The 14,730-nt window shown below is 37.7% G+C and carries 11 protein-coding genes; 2 read left to right on the top strand and 9 right to left on the bottom strand.

Annotation, left to right across the window (positions count from 1 at the left end; translation table 11 throughout):
* Positions 1–381: 381 nt before the first annotated feature.
* The 5 genes from JKA74_RS14040 to JKA74_RS14020 all read right to left on the bottom strand — a co-directional run bounded on the left by JKA74_RS14040 (position 382) and on the right by JKA74_RS14020 (position 5,396).
* A complete protein-coding gene (locus JKA74_RS14040; RefSeq protein ID WP_201431841.1) occupies positions 382–2,085 on the bottom strand; it encodes a tetratricopeptide repeat protein in 1,704 nt (567 codons plus the stop codon).
* Between the two features lie 123 nt (positions 2,086–2,208).
* Positions 2,209–3,066, bottom strand: coding sequence for a DUF5777 family beta-barrel protein (locus JKA74_RS14035; protein ID WP_201431840.1), 858 nt, complete (start codon positions 3,064–3,066; stop codon positions 2,209–2,211).
* Positions 3,067–3,213: 147 nt separating this feature from the next.
* Positions 3,214–3,777 carry a YceI family protein gene (locus JKA74_RS14030; protein WP_201431839.1) on the bottom strand — a complete coding sequence of 188 codons (564 nt, stop codon included), beginning with the start codon at positions 3,775–3,777 and terminating at the stop codon, positions 3,214–3,216.
* 29 nt (positions 3,778–3,806) lie between these two features.
* The gene (locus JKA74_RS14025; RefSeq protein WP_201431838.1) at positions 3,807–4,601 is read right to left on the bottom strand and encodes a hypothetical protein; all 795 of its coding nucleotides are present in this window, start codon (positions 4,599–4,601) and stop codon (positions 3,807–3,809) included.
* 12 nt (positions 4,602–4,613) lie between these two features.
* The gene (locus JKA74_RS14020; protein WP_201431837.1) at positions 4,614–5,396 is read right to left on the bottom strand and encodes a hypothetical protein; all 783 of its coding nucleotides are present in this window, start codon (positions 5,394–5,396) and stop codon (positions 4,614–4,616) included.
* 289 nt (positions 5,397–5,685) lie between these two features.
* Between JKA74_RS14020 and JKA74_RS14015 the strand changes: the two genes are divergently transcribed.
* Positions 5,686–7,296, top strand: a complete 1,611-nt coding sequence (locus JKA74_RS14015; protein ID WP_201431836.1) for a S41 family peptidase — start codon at positions 5,686–5,688, stop codon at positions 7,294–7,296.
* Positions 7,297–7,388: 92 nt separating this feature from the next.
* Here the strand turns inward: JKA74_RS14015 and JKA74_RS14010 are convergent, their stop codons facing one another.
* The 3 genes from JKA74_RS14010 to proC are packed head-to-tail and all read right to left on the bottom strand — an operon-like array spanning position 7,389 to position 10,229.
* Positions 7,389–8,588, bottom strand: coding sequence for a glutamate-5-semialdehyde dehydrogenase (locus JKA74_RS14010; RefSeq protein ID WP_201431835.1), 1,200 nt, complete (start codon positions 8,586–8,588; stop codon positions 7,389–7,391).
* Between the two features lie 34 nt (positions 8,589–8,622).
* On the bottom strand, positions 8,623–9,414 hold the full coding sequence (gene proB, locus JKA74_RS14005) for a glutamate 5-kinase (RefSeq protein WP_201431834.1): 792 nt from the start codon (positions 9,412–9,414) through the stop codon (positions 8,623–8,625).
* A gap of 14 nt (positions 9,415–9,428) precedes the next feature.
* Positions 9,429–10,229, bottom strand: coding sequence for a pyrroline-5-carboxylate reductase (gene proC / locus JKA74_RS14000; protein ID WP_201431833.1), 801 nt, complete (start codon positions 10,227–10,229; stop codon positions 9,429–9,431).
* Positions 10,230–10,834: 605 nt separating this feature from the next.
* On the opposite strand from proC, the gene JKA74_RS13995 reads away from it, so the two are divergent.
* Positions 10,835–11,350: a GNAT family N-acetyltransferase gene (locus JKA74_RS13995; protein ID WP_201431832.1), complete on the top strand. Its 516-nt coding sequence runs from the start codon at positions 10,835–10,837 to the stop codon at positions 11,348–11,350.
* A 40-nt stretch (positions 11,351–11,390) separates the two neighbouring features.
* Here the strand turns inward: JKA74_RS13995 and JKA74_RS13990 are convergent, their stop codons facing one another.
* Positions 11,391–14,633, bottom strand: coding sequence for a CheR family methyltransferase (locus JKA74_RS13990; RefSeq protein ID WP_201431831.1), 3,243 nt, complete (start codon positions 14,631–14,633; stop codon positions 11,391–11,393).
* Between the last annotated feature and the right edge of the window lie 97 nt (positions 14,634–14,730).

The raw sequence follows: 14,730 nt of genomic DNA, 5'->3' as shown, positions 1-14,730 counted from the left end.
TGTATATAATTGCATTTTAATTACCACATGGAATTCGCGATAAATATTCATCTGGCGGTTGGTCCCCCCGATAGCTATTGGGGCTATCGGGATTCCCCCTCGAATATTTATGCTCATTTCATTGATTATAAATGTATCATTTTCATTAAAATTAATAAATTTATCAATGAGAGTTTTTAATTTTTCCTAATTCCTTAAGTTTAAGCCAATCATTCTTAATAGATCGATCTATAAACCTGAGCATCCTGTATCAAGGATTTATTTTGTTTTTTTCACCTAGAATTCAGGAACACCGGGCATAGCCTCTATTTTCAGCAATAAGTTACCAATTACCATGAAATTCCCCCTTAATTAAAAAAACCACTAAGGGTTATTCCTGCTTCAATTGATGGGATATTCCCTAATATTTTTATAGGTGACTGGCTTAACAACAGATGTTTCCAATTCAACATCAGCATTTTTCCACACCAGTTCAAAATGTTCCATAACCTCCAAAGCTTCCATTAATTTATCCTGATGCACCAGGCTATTATACAAACCGTTAAGAGCCCAACCATTTTTAGGATACCGGGATAGATCATTTTCATATACTTGCTGAGCTTCTTCATACTGTTCTGCATTCAGTAACAGTGCTCCAAGGTCATGTTTCACTGAAAAAAACCAATCTGAAGAAAAAGTCATCTGATCTTCTAATTCCATCGCTTGGGTCAAAAATTCTATACCTTCATCATTATCACCTTTCTTTTGTGCTATTTTCGCTTTCAATGAATAAGATGCTATTTGGAGCAATTGATCAGTAGAGTTCAATTCCATATTTGTCTCTTTTTCTGGTTCAGCATTGCCTTTAATCTTTTCCAATTGCTGAAGTTCCTTGTGTGCTTCCTCCAGCTTGCCCTTTCCCACAAAAGCCATTCCCCGGGCATAATGCCAGGTGGCAGTAGGATATCCTAAATCAATCTCGGGTTTTTTAAGGCTCAATATCTTATCCCATTGACCAAATTTTACCAGTAGGTAATACGGAATTATACTATAATATTGTTGTAAGCTTTGCAAGTTCTGTTTTTCTATCAAAGTAGTATCAGTAAAAGATGCCATTTCAAAAGCTGCATTAATAGCCTTTTCTCCCCTACCTTCAAATGTGGAAATAGTTACCAAAGAGAGAGTAGTATGTGGAAATACAGTGAAAGCATCCACTCCTAACCCCTTACATTTCATAACATACAGGCTATCTGTTTTTAGGGCCAGTTCATTTATTTCCCTTGCTTTGTTGTAATCTCCAAGCCTCCAGTAAATATGAGAGGCCGTATGCACCAGCTGACTTGATCCGGGAACTAAAGTGACTAAACGATCAGCACTTGGCAAACCTCTTTCAGGCCTGTTGGATGCCTCTACCGAAAGGATATAAAAATGGTTGGCTCCCGGATGTTGGGGGTTGCGCACCAATACTGTTTCCAATACATTCTCAATCTCTGCTGTCCAGGGTTTGGCTATTCCTTTTTTGCTATATAAATCACCAGGATGAATATTCATTAACGATTCAGCAAACAGTACTGCCACATCATCATGGTCTGGAAATTGATGATAAAGTTTACGCATGGCTTCTGCATAATCTATATCAAGTTGTTTTTGGTTTTTCTCTTCACCATATGAGAACCTTATTTGAGTGGCTTTTACAATCTCCTTTTCCCATTCACTTATATTTTCTCCATTTTCAATTAATGCAGAAGCTTTTTGTGATAAATGCCAGGCTTTCTGTTGCGAGGCCTCATCCATAGCTGTTATATAATTGGTACCTAAAACGTGTGATGCTCCCCAGTAAGCCATTGCATTACTGCTATCCAGGCGGATGGCCTCCTGAAAAGAACGTTCAGCTTCTCTATGATTAAATGCATAAGCCAGGATTAAACCTTGATTAAAAAATCGTTGGGAATATTCGGAACCCATGGTAGTTTTCATTGAATATTCACCCAGATTATCAAATAAAGGGGCATTAAAATCAGCCTGATCGAAAGAATTACAGGCTAAAAAGCCGGACAAAAACACCATCACCAATAAGCCCGAGAATCTATTTAAACTAGTCTTCATATTAAATTTTCTTTCGTTTTGTAATGACCATCTTTGCCATTTTGTAAAGAATGTATTTAGTCTGTCACTTTTCCTTTAGGTAAAATAACCAAATTCAACTTTCGTATTTATCGGTCCTGTGTATTAAAATACCCTGGACACATTAAATCCAAAGTGGACATCTCCTTTAAAAAAATCTCCGGTTGTTTCGGTAATAAAACCCTTTTCAATCATGGCCCTGCTATTAGTCAAGTGTAGTTGAAAAACATGCCCCCCTGTTTCAATATCTACACCTACAGCAATAGAGTTGAAATTTTCATCTCCTACCACTGTATTCAACCGATGGTAATATTCCGAATTAAGCGAGATCCTTTGGGTAATTTTCATCCTTCCCCCTACACCCATTGCATACACATCATTCTTGCCTTGCTCCTCCAGAATCAGGTTCCGGTGAATGAGAGTAGGCATTATTTGTAAAGATAATTTTGAGCCAAATTTTCTGGCAATCAATAGCTGATGAGTATAGAATAATTTTGAAACATGGTTGGTATATTGTTCCTGTCCTTTCAAAGTCTTGAATGCTGCACTGCTGATGTACACCATGGAAAGTGGAACATTTACACGCCCGGAACTCTGCCTCAGTAATCTGAATTTCAAAAATGAATCATAGGTTTTCTCAAATGAATTTCTTCCCAAACCAATAGTGAGGAAATCAGTAAGTCCATATTCAAATCCAAGCCTGATATTGGCTCCATCCAGGCCAAAAAGCTCATACACACCTGCATTTAACCTGCCAAATCTATGTGAAATAAGAAATTCGAAAGCTTTGCTCTTCCTGGTTTGCACGGTGTGCCCGTTGATAAGCCTGCTACCTTTAAAAGTGGCTTCCGCATAATTAATGGGTTCTTCTACCTGGTCATTGAGCAAAGCCATCAGGTCATCTTGCTGGGCAAAGCAAGCAACAGGGAATAAAAGAAAGGCCAGAATGATAAAATATCTCATTTTCAGAATGTTTTATAATAAAATATAATTTTTGCAGTATGTACAGTAAGAAGAAGAAGTACCAAATAAACAAGGACCAGCCATTTGCCGGCCCCGATTTATTTGTAACCAAACCGTAAAACTTATTAGTACTTTTATGCCGTTGAACTAACTTTTAAAAGGCTGGTATTTCAGTTCAACCGACACCTCTACCTCCTCTGCAATATTCTTAAAAGAAATTCGCGGGATTTCAATTTTATAATCGGCTACTTTCACAAAGAAAGTAGTAGTAGCTATCAAAGTATTGTTTTCTACTTTTATATAACCTTTAGTGCTTATGGATTTAGTAACGCCATGGATTGTAAGATTTCCCTTTACCATCACTTCATAAGTTGTATTTTTACTCATGTCTATTGGAGTAGCTGAAGTATACACTCCCTGAAATTCCGCTTTGGGGAATTTATCGGATTCCATATAGTTTTCATTGAAATGCTCCTGCATTAAGGATTTCTCGAAGGTAAAGCCCGTAATAGGCATGCTAATCACCACATCGTTTTTGGCAATATCAATGATACTCTGCACCTGCTCGTTATGAGCTTCAATGTTTTCCAAAGGAGCTTCAGAATAAAATTTTGCATAGCTATCCTTCGTGAAAAATTTGCTATCCTGCGCCTGCGTTCCCAGGAACATGAGTAGCATCAGTATTGTGAAAATTGTCTCTTTAAGTTTCATATTTTTTTGAGTCATGTGATTAATAAAAATTATTGGGAGGCGCCATCATTTACCCAGCATGCTATCTCCTGGATTTCCTCATTGGTCAGACTTATTCCACTGGAAGATGGAGGCATTGATTTACTCTCAGTTCTTGATTTGATTTTTGATGCATTCGAGAGAATATTTGATTCTACCCTAAAATCGGGAGATACATTTCCACCATGGCAGCTGGATGTAGCACAATTCTGACTAACAATTGATTTAACCGTACTAAAAGCCACATCTGACTTAACTTCCATTTCCCTTGAAACCTCACACCCTCCTGCATCTCTGGCGATCACTACATATTTACCAGGGCTCAAATTCGTAAATTCATTGGCATCCTGGAAAGCCTGTCCGGCAATTTTGAATTGATAAGGTGTTGCCCCTCCTTCTGCCTGCACAGTAATGCGCCCACTATTGGTTCCACAACCTGATTTAAAAGCTTCGCCAGATATATTTACACCATTGGCATTCTTCACATCAGTTGTGAGGCTATTTGTACATCCATCAATTGTTTCTATCTCAATAGTATATGAGCCGGCAGCCAGGTTCTCAAATATTCCTGTAGTATTTTCCTGGTCGTTGAGGCTGAATTTAAATACCACACCTTCCGTTGCAACACCTTCTACCTGTATCAGTCCATTAGCACTTCCACAATCAGCATCTGTTACAGCAACTAATTCTATTGAAGGCACAATGGCGCAACTTACACCTTCCGGCACTACCTCATACGTGCATGCCTTTAATGCTATGACTAATATTATCCCAAAAAGGGGAAGGATTTTCCTGAAATTGAGCATTTTATACACCATTTATAATAAAGCAATTTCCCAATTAGGTACTGCATGACCTTTCACTTCTCCTCTTTGCGCATCCTGTACGTAATAATATAATGGCTTAAGAGAATAACTATTTTGGTCTTCTCCATCTGTTCTTGGTGTCACATCAAATTGGTTTGCATTGAAAACTGAAGGCAAAATCAATTCCTCCCCACCAAAGAATGCAGGCCAGGCATCGAGACATCCTCCCTCACAATTGCTAAGGTTGTCACCATCATTTGCAAAATAATAGAGGGAAACACCTGATGCGTCCACTAAATAAGTAGAAGGTTCTTCCAAACCATCAATTTCCTGTTTAGCCACCATTAATGAATAATCAGGCTTGGCTACATACCAAACGTTTCCAACTCCATCTCCTTTAGTGTCATCGTTACTTTCGTCAGAGGCAAAATAGTAGAGTGGCCATCCTTTATAAGTAGTTTGCTTATCACCATCTTCTCTTGTAATATTGGTGAAATCAGCTTTATTTAAATCTTCTGAAACCGTAATATTCTCCATATAATAGACTGGCCATGTGTCAAGACATCCGTCCTTACATGCACTTGCTCCATCTGCATCATTGGCGAAAAAATAAAGGGTGTTTCCCTCAGCGTCTACTATTATGCTGCCAAAAGAACCTTTATCCGCCACACTGATCATTGGATCTTCTTCTATATCAGGCGTGGTAGCATCATCTTCTTTATCACAAGAAGTAAAAAGAATACCTAGCATTATCGCAAGGGCAAGCATGGTTGAAAATTTGAATTGTTGCATCATTTATAAAGTTTAGTTATTTGTTTTCGAATTGAGGCAAATGTAGAGGACTCCTATTGTCAACCTTTAAAAAGGAGGTAGACAAAGAGGTGACAATAGGGAAAAGTGGGTGAACAATAAGTGTACAGAATGAAGCTAATTGTGTCTTAGAAAGGAATAAAAGCCTTCCGGAAGAGATTTCCAGACTGGTGATTTAAAATCAACTATAAAGGTGAAGGGATTCCGCTATAGTTGATAATTATTGTTAAATTATCAATCGGATTTTATATTGGGGAGCTAATTTTAAATAGTGATGAAAAAAAACCTTCGATTTTTAACAGTAATACTCTTAGCACTTTCCCTAAACTCCTGCGGGCTTTTTCTACAAAATACAGGTGTTAAAAATTATTCCATTAAAGATCAACCGGGCAAAGCCCTGAATGACTATCAATATGATTTCATATATCTCACTAAGTTGCTAAAAGAAGGATTCCCTGAGTTAGAAAGCATATTTCCAGAGCAGGAAAGGATAAAGTTGGAAAAAGAAATTATTGTTCTATTAGCCAACAAAGAGCTTCAGGATATAGACTTTGTCTTACAGGCCAGAAGGTATTTATCGAATGTGCATAATCAGCATACCAACTTCTATTTGAAGTCAGATATTGAAACTGTTTATCCGTTCATTGTTCACACATCTTATAATCGTTGGCATTTATTGAATCTCCATAAGGAGCAGGATAGCTCACATATCGGAAAAGAAATTATCACGATTAATGGGTTGGAGGTAGAGGAACTGGAAAAAAGACTGATGAACTATACTTTCGGAGAAAATAAAATTAACCGTCAACATGAAATCAATCGAACTCAGATGTATAATAAGCCTGTATTTTTACAAGAAACAGGCCTGATTACAAAACTAACCGAAACCATTCAAATAACTTTCTCAGATAGTTCTTCAGTTGTTCTGGCACCGCTAAAGGGAGATGAAGAATTTAAACTTTACGAGATTCATTTACCAAGAAATGAGCTTACTCAAAAACAAAAAGCAACTTATGCATACCAGGTATTTCCTGATCAGAATCTGGGATACTTACAATTCAACAATTGCCATGATAAAATTGATATTATAGATGGAATTAAAAGTTATGTAAAACCATGGCTTCAGCCCCTTGCCCAAGCTTATGTAAAAAAGCAGTTTAAAAAAGACGAGCCAAATAAGAGGCTGGCAAGTTTTTACAATCCTAAATATCCTGTTTTTAAAGATTTTGTATGGGAACTTGTTGATAGCTTAAATCAAAACAATATTCCTGATCTTGTTATTGATTTAAGAAACAACCCCGGAGGTAATTTAACATTAGGTATTCAAATGATATATTTCCTCACTGATAGAACAGATTTAAGAGATTTCACAGAATATACCTGGCCTTCAGATATTTATAAAAGCTATTTCCCTGAGGAATATAAGAACTTGCAGAAAGCTTATCCTGAAGGATTCCCTGAAAATCAACTGGTGAATAAGCAGGTAGAAAACGATTTTTTTCATGAGATCACTGCTCCTCAATCTGATTATTACATTCCTGCAAACAGGCCTGTGTATAAAGGGAAGATTCATGTATTGGCAAATTATGGCACAGGAAGTGCAGCTGCAATGCTTACTACTTTGCTGCAGGACAATAATATAGCGACAGTTATAGGCACTAGTGTGGGAAACAATCCTACAGGTGCCACTACTTATACACCCATGAAATTACCAAAAACCAAGGCTCATGTTTCAATAGCTACGACTTTTAAAGTAAGGCCAGATAAAACAGCATCTAAAATTCAACTCCCTCACCATTGGGTTGAATATACAATAAAAGATTTATTGACGGGGAATGATCCTTATTGGGAAAAGGTGAAGGAGTTGACAGGCAGCGGAAAGTGAATAAAAAAATAAAAAACTGCTGTATAGAAGGAGCCCTGTGGATTAATTTGGCTCATTAAACTCGATAGATTTTTATACAATAAAAAAATTAATTATTTCCTGATTTGTCCCGCACCATGCACATAGTACTTATTGGTCACCAACTGCTTTAAGCCCAATGGCCCTCGATGATGCAACTTATCCGTACTAATAGCCAATTCAGCACCTACTCCCATTTGGCCACCATCAGTGAAGCGGGTAGAAGCATTATGGTAAACGGCTGCGCTATCAATTTGCTCCATGAACTTCAGGGCATCCTCATTGTTTTCCGTGAGAATGATATTTGAGTGGCCTCCGGAATAGGTATTGATAAATTCAATAGCCCCGTCTAATCCATCCACTGCACCAATAACAGCCTTCATGGCCAGAAACTCTTCATACCAAACACTCTCATCTGTTATTTGATCATCGGTTTCCAGCATGTCTGCCACTTCCTTACTGCCCACAATATGAACACCTTTACTGCTTAGTTCGGATTCAATCTTTTTCAACACCTCCTCAAAGTCAGGCCTGTTTTTATCTACCAGAATTTTATCCAGCGCATTACAACCTGATATTTTATCGCATTTGGCATTTACAATTACCGAAATTACTTTTTCCATATCGGCATCCGGAGCTACATAGGCAAAATTGTTGCCCCGACCACTCACCAATACAGCGCATTTGGCATGTTGCTTTACAAAATCGATCAATCTTTCGCCTCCTCTTGGTACAATCAAATCCAATGGCTGATCAGGATTTCGTAAAAACTCTTGTGTAGTGGCACGATCCATTTTGAGGTATTGAATCCAATCTTTTTCCAATCCATTATCCTCAAGGGCCTTGTGCCAGCATTTCACCAACTCCTCATTACTGTTATGAGCTTCTTTCCCCCCCTTCAACAGAATTTTATTGTTGGCTTTAAAAGCTAATACAGCTGCTTCAATGGTTACATCTGGTCTCGACTCGTATATAATCATGATGGTACCAAAAGGAGCTGTTTTATTGGTGATGTTCAGTCCGTTTTCCAGCGTATCATCACTTATGGTATTGCCCACCGGATCATCATGTGCCTTCACTTCTTTTACCGCCCTGATCATGTCATCTACTTTCGCATTATCTACCACCAGCCGATCGTACAGTGCCCGATCATCCCGGTCAAAGGCATCCAGGTCTTTTTTATTTGCAACAATAATAGCTTCACGTTCCGAATCGAGGTAAGCTATCATTGATTGTAAAACTGCATTTTTTTTATCTGTGCTTAATAATTTCATAAAAACTCAATGTTTTGATTCAAAATACTTTAAGTTAATCTTCCTTATAAATGCGGGTTCCCACATTCTTGCCGTGAACGATGTCCATGATCACATTTTCACGCTTACCATTGGCTATATAAGTGGTAATATCCTTGGCAGCTGTTTTTTTAGCCACACTGATCTTGGATTCCATTCCTCCCCGTCCTTCGCCTTCTTTTTTGTTGGAAGACTGTACAAATTGTTCTACTTCCTGTTCTGTACTGACAGTTCTGATCACTGATGAATCGTCATGGTCAGGATGTCCATCATAAATCCCATCTGTGTCAGTCAGTAAGATCAATGTGTCTGCATGAATCAGTTCCGCCACTAAACTGGCCAATTCATCATTATCTGTAAACATTGACATTGATAAAGACACAGCATCATCTTCATTGGCTATAGGTATAATTCCCTGGCTAAGGAGGCCTTCATAGCAATTGATCATATTGTCGCGGTGTCTGCCAAGATCGAAGTCTCGTTTTGTAGCCAATACTTGCGCGCACCGCATACCGTAATCATGGAAAATACTGTAATAGTGCCGCATCATCCTTGGTTGTCCAACGGCAGAATAAACCTGTCTGCGAACAGTTCTGTCCGATATGGTATTACTGTTGAGCACTTCTTTACCAGCAATCACAGAACCTGAAGAAATGAGGACAGTAATCACATCTTCCTCATAAAGCCTGGCAATTTGATCTACTAATTTTTTAAGAATAGGCACCACAATCCTATTATCCTTATTCACCATTACATTGGTACCTACTTTTACTACTATTCTTTTTTTGTATTGTTTGTCAACTTCCATTTGAAATAAGATACTTATTTACCTAATTCTACTGCACGGTTAAATGCTGCATAAGCAGCCTCCTCAATTAATTGTTTTACATTATTGTCTTCCATAGAATCCAAAGCAGCACGTGTAGTACCGCCCTTAGAAGCCACAAGGTTCATCCAGGATTCAGGAGATCGGTCTGATTGGTTAAACAATTCCACCGCCCCTTCAAAAGTCTGACCTACCAATACTTTGGAATCGTGTTCGGAAAAACCCATTTTGAGAGCAGCTTCCAACATAGATTGCATAAAGTAAAAGACATAAGCAGGCCCGCTCCCTGAAATTCCGGTAGATGCATCGATATCATTTTCAGTATCCAGTCTTACTGATTTACCAGTGGTATTAAGGAGGTTTTCCACTGTAGACAATTCAAGGCGGGAAACCTCATCTGATGCTGTAAAGGAAGTAAGCCCTTTTCCTACCTGTGCTGGAAGATTGGGCATGGCACGCACTACTTTGGTGATACCGAGTCCATCCTTGATACTTTGGATAGTTATACCCGCCATAATGGAGATCACTACCTGATCGGGTGTCATCATATGTTTAATTTCGCCAAATAGCTCATCACAATTATAAGGTTTCACCGCAATAAATATGATATCTGCATAAGGAAGGCAATCTTCTAATTTTGTATAAACATCAAACCGACTAATTTTTTTAAGTTCTGCTGTCTTTTCCTCACTTGTATCTGATATCATCAAATTGTGGGTTTTAAGGAATTCCGATTTTACAAGGGCTTTTGCATAAGCCAATCCCATATTCCCGGCTCCTATTACTAGTACTTTCATTTGTATGTGTGTTTGTGTTAACTTATTTGTTTAATACATCGCTCTGCGTGCAAGCATTGTGCATTTCTGCCTAAAAAAAACTATTAATTAATCACCTACTTTACTTTATTACGATAGTTTTCCCATCTATATCCTTTATAAATGGGATTTTTACCGCCTGAATAAAGAAATTTGACCCTTGTGCCAAAATAAATTGAACGTGCCATTTAGGCGGGATTGTGCAGATATGGCAGTAAAAGAACCGGAAACAGTAAATGAGAATTGGTATGGAGAGAAGTTATTGATGAGAGGAATATTAGTTTTACATTGAAAATGATTGTTTGTTTAATTATTGAAAAATGAAATAGCCATCTCGAATACTCGGAACCAACCGAGCATGAATATTAGATGTGAAACAGCTGGTTTCTTTGCAGGGAAATAGCTGAGCTATTCTCCCATAGGGATCCCTTCAATGCTATTAAGCTAAGACAACTTTCCTTCTCTCTTTGGAGAAGGATGCAAGGTTGAGGTTTAAATTAAAGCTTAACTTAATAGCATTCGGGATCTCTATGGGGCATATCGCTAAGGCGGTACAAGTTGTGACCTTTAAAAATAAACATATACACATGAAATACATTCTGGAAACCAAGAGATTAAGACTGAGGGAGCTTACACTTGATGACGTCCCCTTTATTGTTGCACTTCTCAACAGTCCGGGCTGGCTACAATTTATTGGTGACAGAAATGTGAGAAATCCTGAGCAGGCAAAACAGTATCTTGAAAACGGCCCACTAAAGAGTTACAAAGAAAACAACTATGGCATTTGGTTAGTAGAAACAAAAGAAGAGAAAAATGCTATTGGAACCTGTGGCATTATCAGGCGAGAACACCTGGATCATCCTGATATTGGCTTCGCTTTTTTGCCCGAGCAAATGGCCAAAGGCTATGCATATGAAATGGCCCATGCTACTTTGAATTATGCAAAGGACAAGCTGAAAATCTTTCCTATTCTTGCCATAGTTGTAGCGGAAAACCATAAATCAATCTCCTTACTTGAGAGAATAGGACTCCAATTTATTAAAACATTTTATCTTCCGGGGGATAAAAAAGAATTGCTTTTATTCAGTACAAAAGGCAGTTGAACACGTAAATTTAATATTTGAGCCACTTTTTAAACAAGCTCTATTTATTGGGGAAGAGTACTTTAAAAGTAGTTCCTTTTTCCAGTGTACTTTCTACTTTTATCTCGCCACCCGCATTGGAAACAATTTTATTGACCAGATACAAGCCTATACCTGATCCTTCAATTCCTGCATTATGCTCGTGAATTCTCTTGAACTTGGAAAAAATTTCCCCGATTTTCCCATCGGAAATACCTATTCCGTTGTCCTGAATGGATAGCATAGTGAAACCATCTATTTTCTGAGTTTTCACCACTATTTTTAATTGGCGATTATTGGACCTGTACTTAATAGCATTACATAAAAGGTTATAAAGTATACTTCTGAGATTCTTTTTTGAGAATTTTATTTCCTTCTCATTTAATTCAATTTCAAGGATAGCATGGGAACTTTCCAGAAGGTCGCGGATGCTCCACTTCACTTCTTCCACCAGCTCTTTTACATCCACATTTCCTGCCTCTTCAATTTCCTTTTCAATATTGGTAATATTGGAAAGTTCATCAATGGTTTCCCTTAATTTAATCACTGATTTCACAAGAGGTACAGTAATGGCCTTTACCTGTTCTATGTCATCGGAAGCTTTTAAGATAGTAATTAATCCCTCCATGCTATTGAGCGGTGATTTCAGGTCGTGGGAAACTGAATAAATAAAAGTATCATGGTCTTCATTAATTTTCATAAGCTTAGTATTGGCCTGTTCTATGATCTCCTGTGATTTCTTCAGGTCCGTGATGTCATAAAATGTAATGATGGCACCATCTACTGACCTATCTTTGGATCTGATATAGGGCATAATCACCATTACATACCACATTCCATCCTTTGTTTCAATTTGCTTTTTGTTAAGCTTTTGGGTTTGGATAACGGAAAGGACTTCCTGGATCAGATCTGTTTCCTTAATATTATTGGACAAATCTGCCAAAGGTCTGCCAATATCACTTTCTTTTACATTGATTTGCTTAACAGTAGACGGGGTAAACATCTTGATACACAAGTCTTTATCTACATAAACTTGTGTATTAATGGTGCTCTTGAAATAATTGTCAAAATCATCGTTAAGTTCCGAGAGTTCTTTAATGGTTGCTTCACATTGTCTATTCACCACATTAAGTTCCTCGTTGGTAGATTGAAGCTCTTCATTGGAACTCTGAAGTTCTTCGTTGGTGGCCAACAGTTCCTCCGTATAAGTCTGGATATTCTGATGTGATGTATCAAGGGCATTATGGGCATCTTTTAATTGATGCTTTGTATTATTTAATTCCTCTTCCAGGTCCTCTATATATCTTTTGGTATGCTCATCTATATTATATACTTCGGTGTGAGTATCTTCCGTATTACCGTTGGTATCATCTCTAAAGTAAATCATAAACAATGAAGCTTCCGACTCACTCTCTCCCTTTAATGAATTCACCAATATGCTTATATCCTGTACTTTTTTATTAAGTGGATACTTGATGTGTTCGACTACTACTTTTTTTCCGGAAGTTTTGTTTTTCTGTAAAGAAGTTTCCACAGCCATCGCCAGTGAGTCAGGTAACAACTCCATTAAATGGGTGTTGAAAAGTTTGGGGAGCATAAATTTTTCATACTCTCCAAATGGCATTAAAATTTCGCTATCTTCATTAACACATACCCCTGCATCATAACCCGACACTTCTAAATGGGAGGCATTAATAATTTGTGAAATTTTATCAGGCATCCTTTCTATGAACGGCTTCATGGCTATTTGGGTATTGACATAAGATTTTGTCCGGGAAAGCGGGGGAGTCTCCAGTTTGAAATCTATTTGACGATTGATATGATTATATTGAAACATTTTCCATTTTTGATTGATTACCTCAAAATTTTCAGTAAGAGCTCCATGCCCTTCGCAAGAGCCCAAAAACAAGTAAGCTCCATTGTTCAGAGAGGTTTGAAAAATGGAGAATATTTTCTCCTGAAGGGATTGATTGAAATAAATTATCAGATTCCTGCAGCTTATAAGATCAATTTTGCCATAGGGTGAGTTTTGGGTAATATCATGTTCTGCAAAAACAATCATATCCCTTATTTTTTCCTTCACTTTGTAATAGCCATTTTCCATAGAAAAATAAGTCCGCAGCCTTTCCTCAGATAGCTCCTTTGCAATACTTTCAGGATACCGGCCTTTTGAGGCAAAAGTCAGGGCTTCTTTATCGATATCAGTGGCTAAAATCTTCACTTTTATCTCTCTGTTGATAGCTGAAAGATACTCGTCAATTAAAATTGCAATAGAATAAGCTTCTTCACCAGTCGCACAGCCTACCACCCACAATTTTAAGGTTTCTCCGTTTAACTTATTATTTACAATTTCTGGTATTCCCCTCTTTTTCAACTCTTCAAAAGCTTCAGGATCCCTGAAAAAACTGGTAACTTTGATAAGAAATTCCCGAGAAAGTAAATCTATTTCGGCAGGACTGGATTTAAGGAAGTGGATATACTTCCCAATTTCCCCCATTTCGTTTGTCACCATTCGTTTGATAATCCTCCTCACGATTGTAGGTCTCTTATAATGAGTAAAATCCAATGGGGTATGCTCTTTGATCAAGCCAATCACTTCAAGAATCGAGGCTTCTTCATTTTCTGAGATGAGATTCAGGTATTTATGGTTCAGCACTCGTTGTTTTACAAAATAGGAAATTTGATTTTGCATTAAATCAGGGGATAAAGCAAAATCAAAATTCCCCGATTCTATTAGTCCGGAGGTGATATCTTTGGTTTCAGCACTTTCAAGATTTTGAATGATGACCATCCCTCCCTTTTCTTTAATCGCTGCAATTCCTCTTTTACCTTCAGAACCCGCCCCTGCTAATAAAACACCTATACTATCACTTCCTTTCTCCTCCGCCAAAGAATTGAAAAGTATATCCATTGTAGAAACCGGAGTGTGATATACCTCATTGTTCAGCCGGAATTTTCCATTTGAAATAACCATGGGTTTATCCTCAGGCAATACATAAAGGCCATTTGGCCTTAAGTGCATTCCCTCTTCAACTTTATAAATGTCACGCTGAGGATGCACAGTACGTAGGCCAGCCATTAATTTTGAACAATCAGCTGATGATGGTTGAGCAACAACATATGAAATGGCATCATTAGGGATGTCTTTGAAAAACGTATGTATATCAGGCAATCTTTCTGAAGATGCACCTACTGCTACGATAAAATGTTCCTCAATCGAGGGTCGTTTTATTGTCTTATTTATTGGAGATTTTATGAGTTCCAAAATTGCTTAGAATTAAAAAAGTGCCTGAATAAATCCATTTTATCCTGGCAACTGTTAAAAATAATTTATTTCACAAAAATTCCCCCTACTTGAAATG

The sequence above is a fragment of the Marivirga aurantiaca genome, from assembly GCF_016679925.1.
GTDB lineage: Bacteria > Bacteroidota > Bacteroidia > Cytophagales > Cyclobacteriaceae > Marivirga > Marivirga aurantiaca.
Note: the sequence above shows the minus strand (reverse complement) of the source record. Positions and strands in the feature narration are given on the sequence as shown.

What these genes read in the sequence shown, in the direction of transcription:
- JKA74_RS14040 (WP_201431841.1), bottom strand. Translation starts at nt 2,085, where the DNA reads ATGAAGACTAGTTTAAATAGATTCTCGGGCTTATTGGTGATGGTGTTT.
- JKA74_RS14035 (WP_201431840.1), bottom strand. Translation starts at nt 3,066, where the DNA reads ATGAGATATTTTATCATTCTGGCCTTTCTTTTATTCCCTGTTGCTTGC.
- JKA74_RS14030 (WP_201431839.1), bottom strand. Translation starts at nt 3,777, where the DNA reads ATGAAACTTAAAGAGACAATTTTCACAATACTGATGCTACTCATGTTC.
- JKA74_RS14025 (WP_201431838.1), bottom strand. Translation starts at nt 4,601, where the DNA reads ATGCTCAATTTCAGGAAAATCCTTCCCCTTTTTGGGATAATATTAGTC.
- JKA74_RS14020 (WP_201431837.1), bottom strand. Translation starts at nt 5,396, where the DNA reads ATGATGCAACAATTCAAATTTTCAACCATGCTTGCCCTTGCGATAATG.
- JKA74_RS14015 (WP_201431836.1), top strand. Translation starts at nt 5,686, where the DNA reads ATGAAAAAAAACCTTCGATTTTTAACAGTAATACTCTTAGCACTTTCC.
- JKA74_RS14010 (WP_201431835.1), bottom strand. Translation starts at nt 8,588, where the DNA reads ATGAAATTATTAAGCACAGATAAAAAAAATGCAGTTTTACAATCAATG.
- proB (WP_201431834.1), bottom strand. Translation starts at nt 9,414, where the DNA reads ATGGAAGTTGACAAACAATACAAAAAAAGAATAGTAGTAAAAGTAGGT.
- proC (WP_201431833.1), bottom strand. Translation starts at nt 10,229, where the DNA reads ATGAAAGTACTAGTAATAGGAGCCGGGAATATGGGATTGGCTTATGCA.
- JKA74_RS13995 (WP_201431832.1), top strand. Translation starts at nt 10,835, where the DNA reads ATGAAATACATTCTGGAAACCAAGAGATTAAGACTGAGGGAGCTTACA.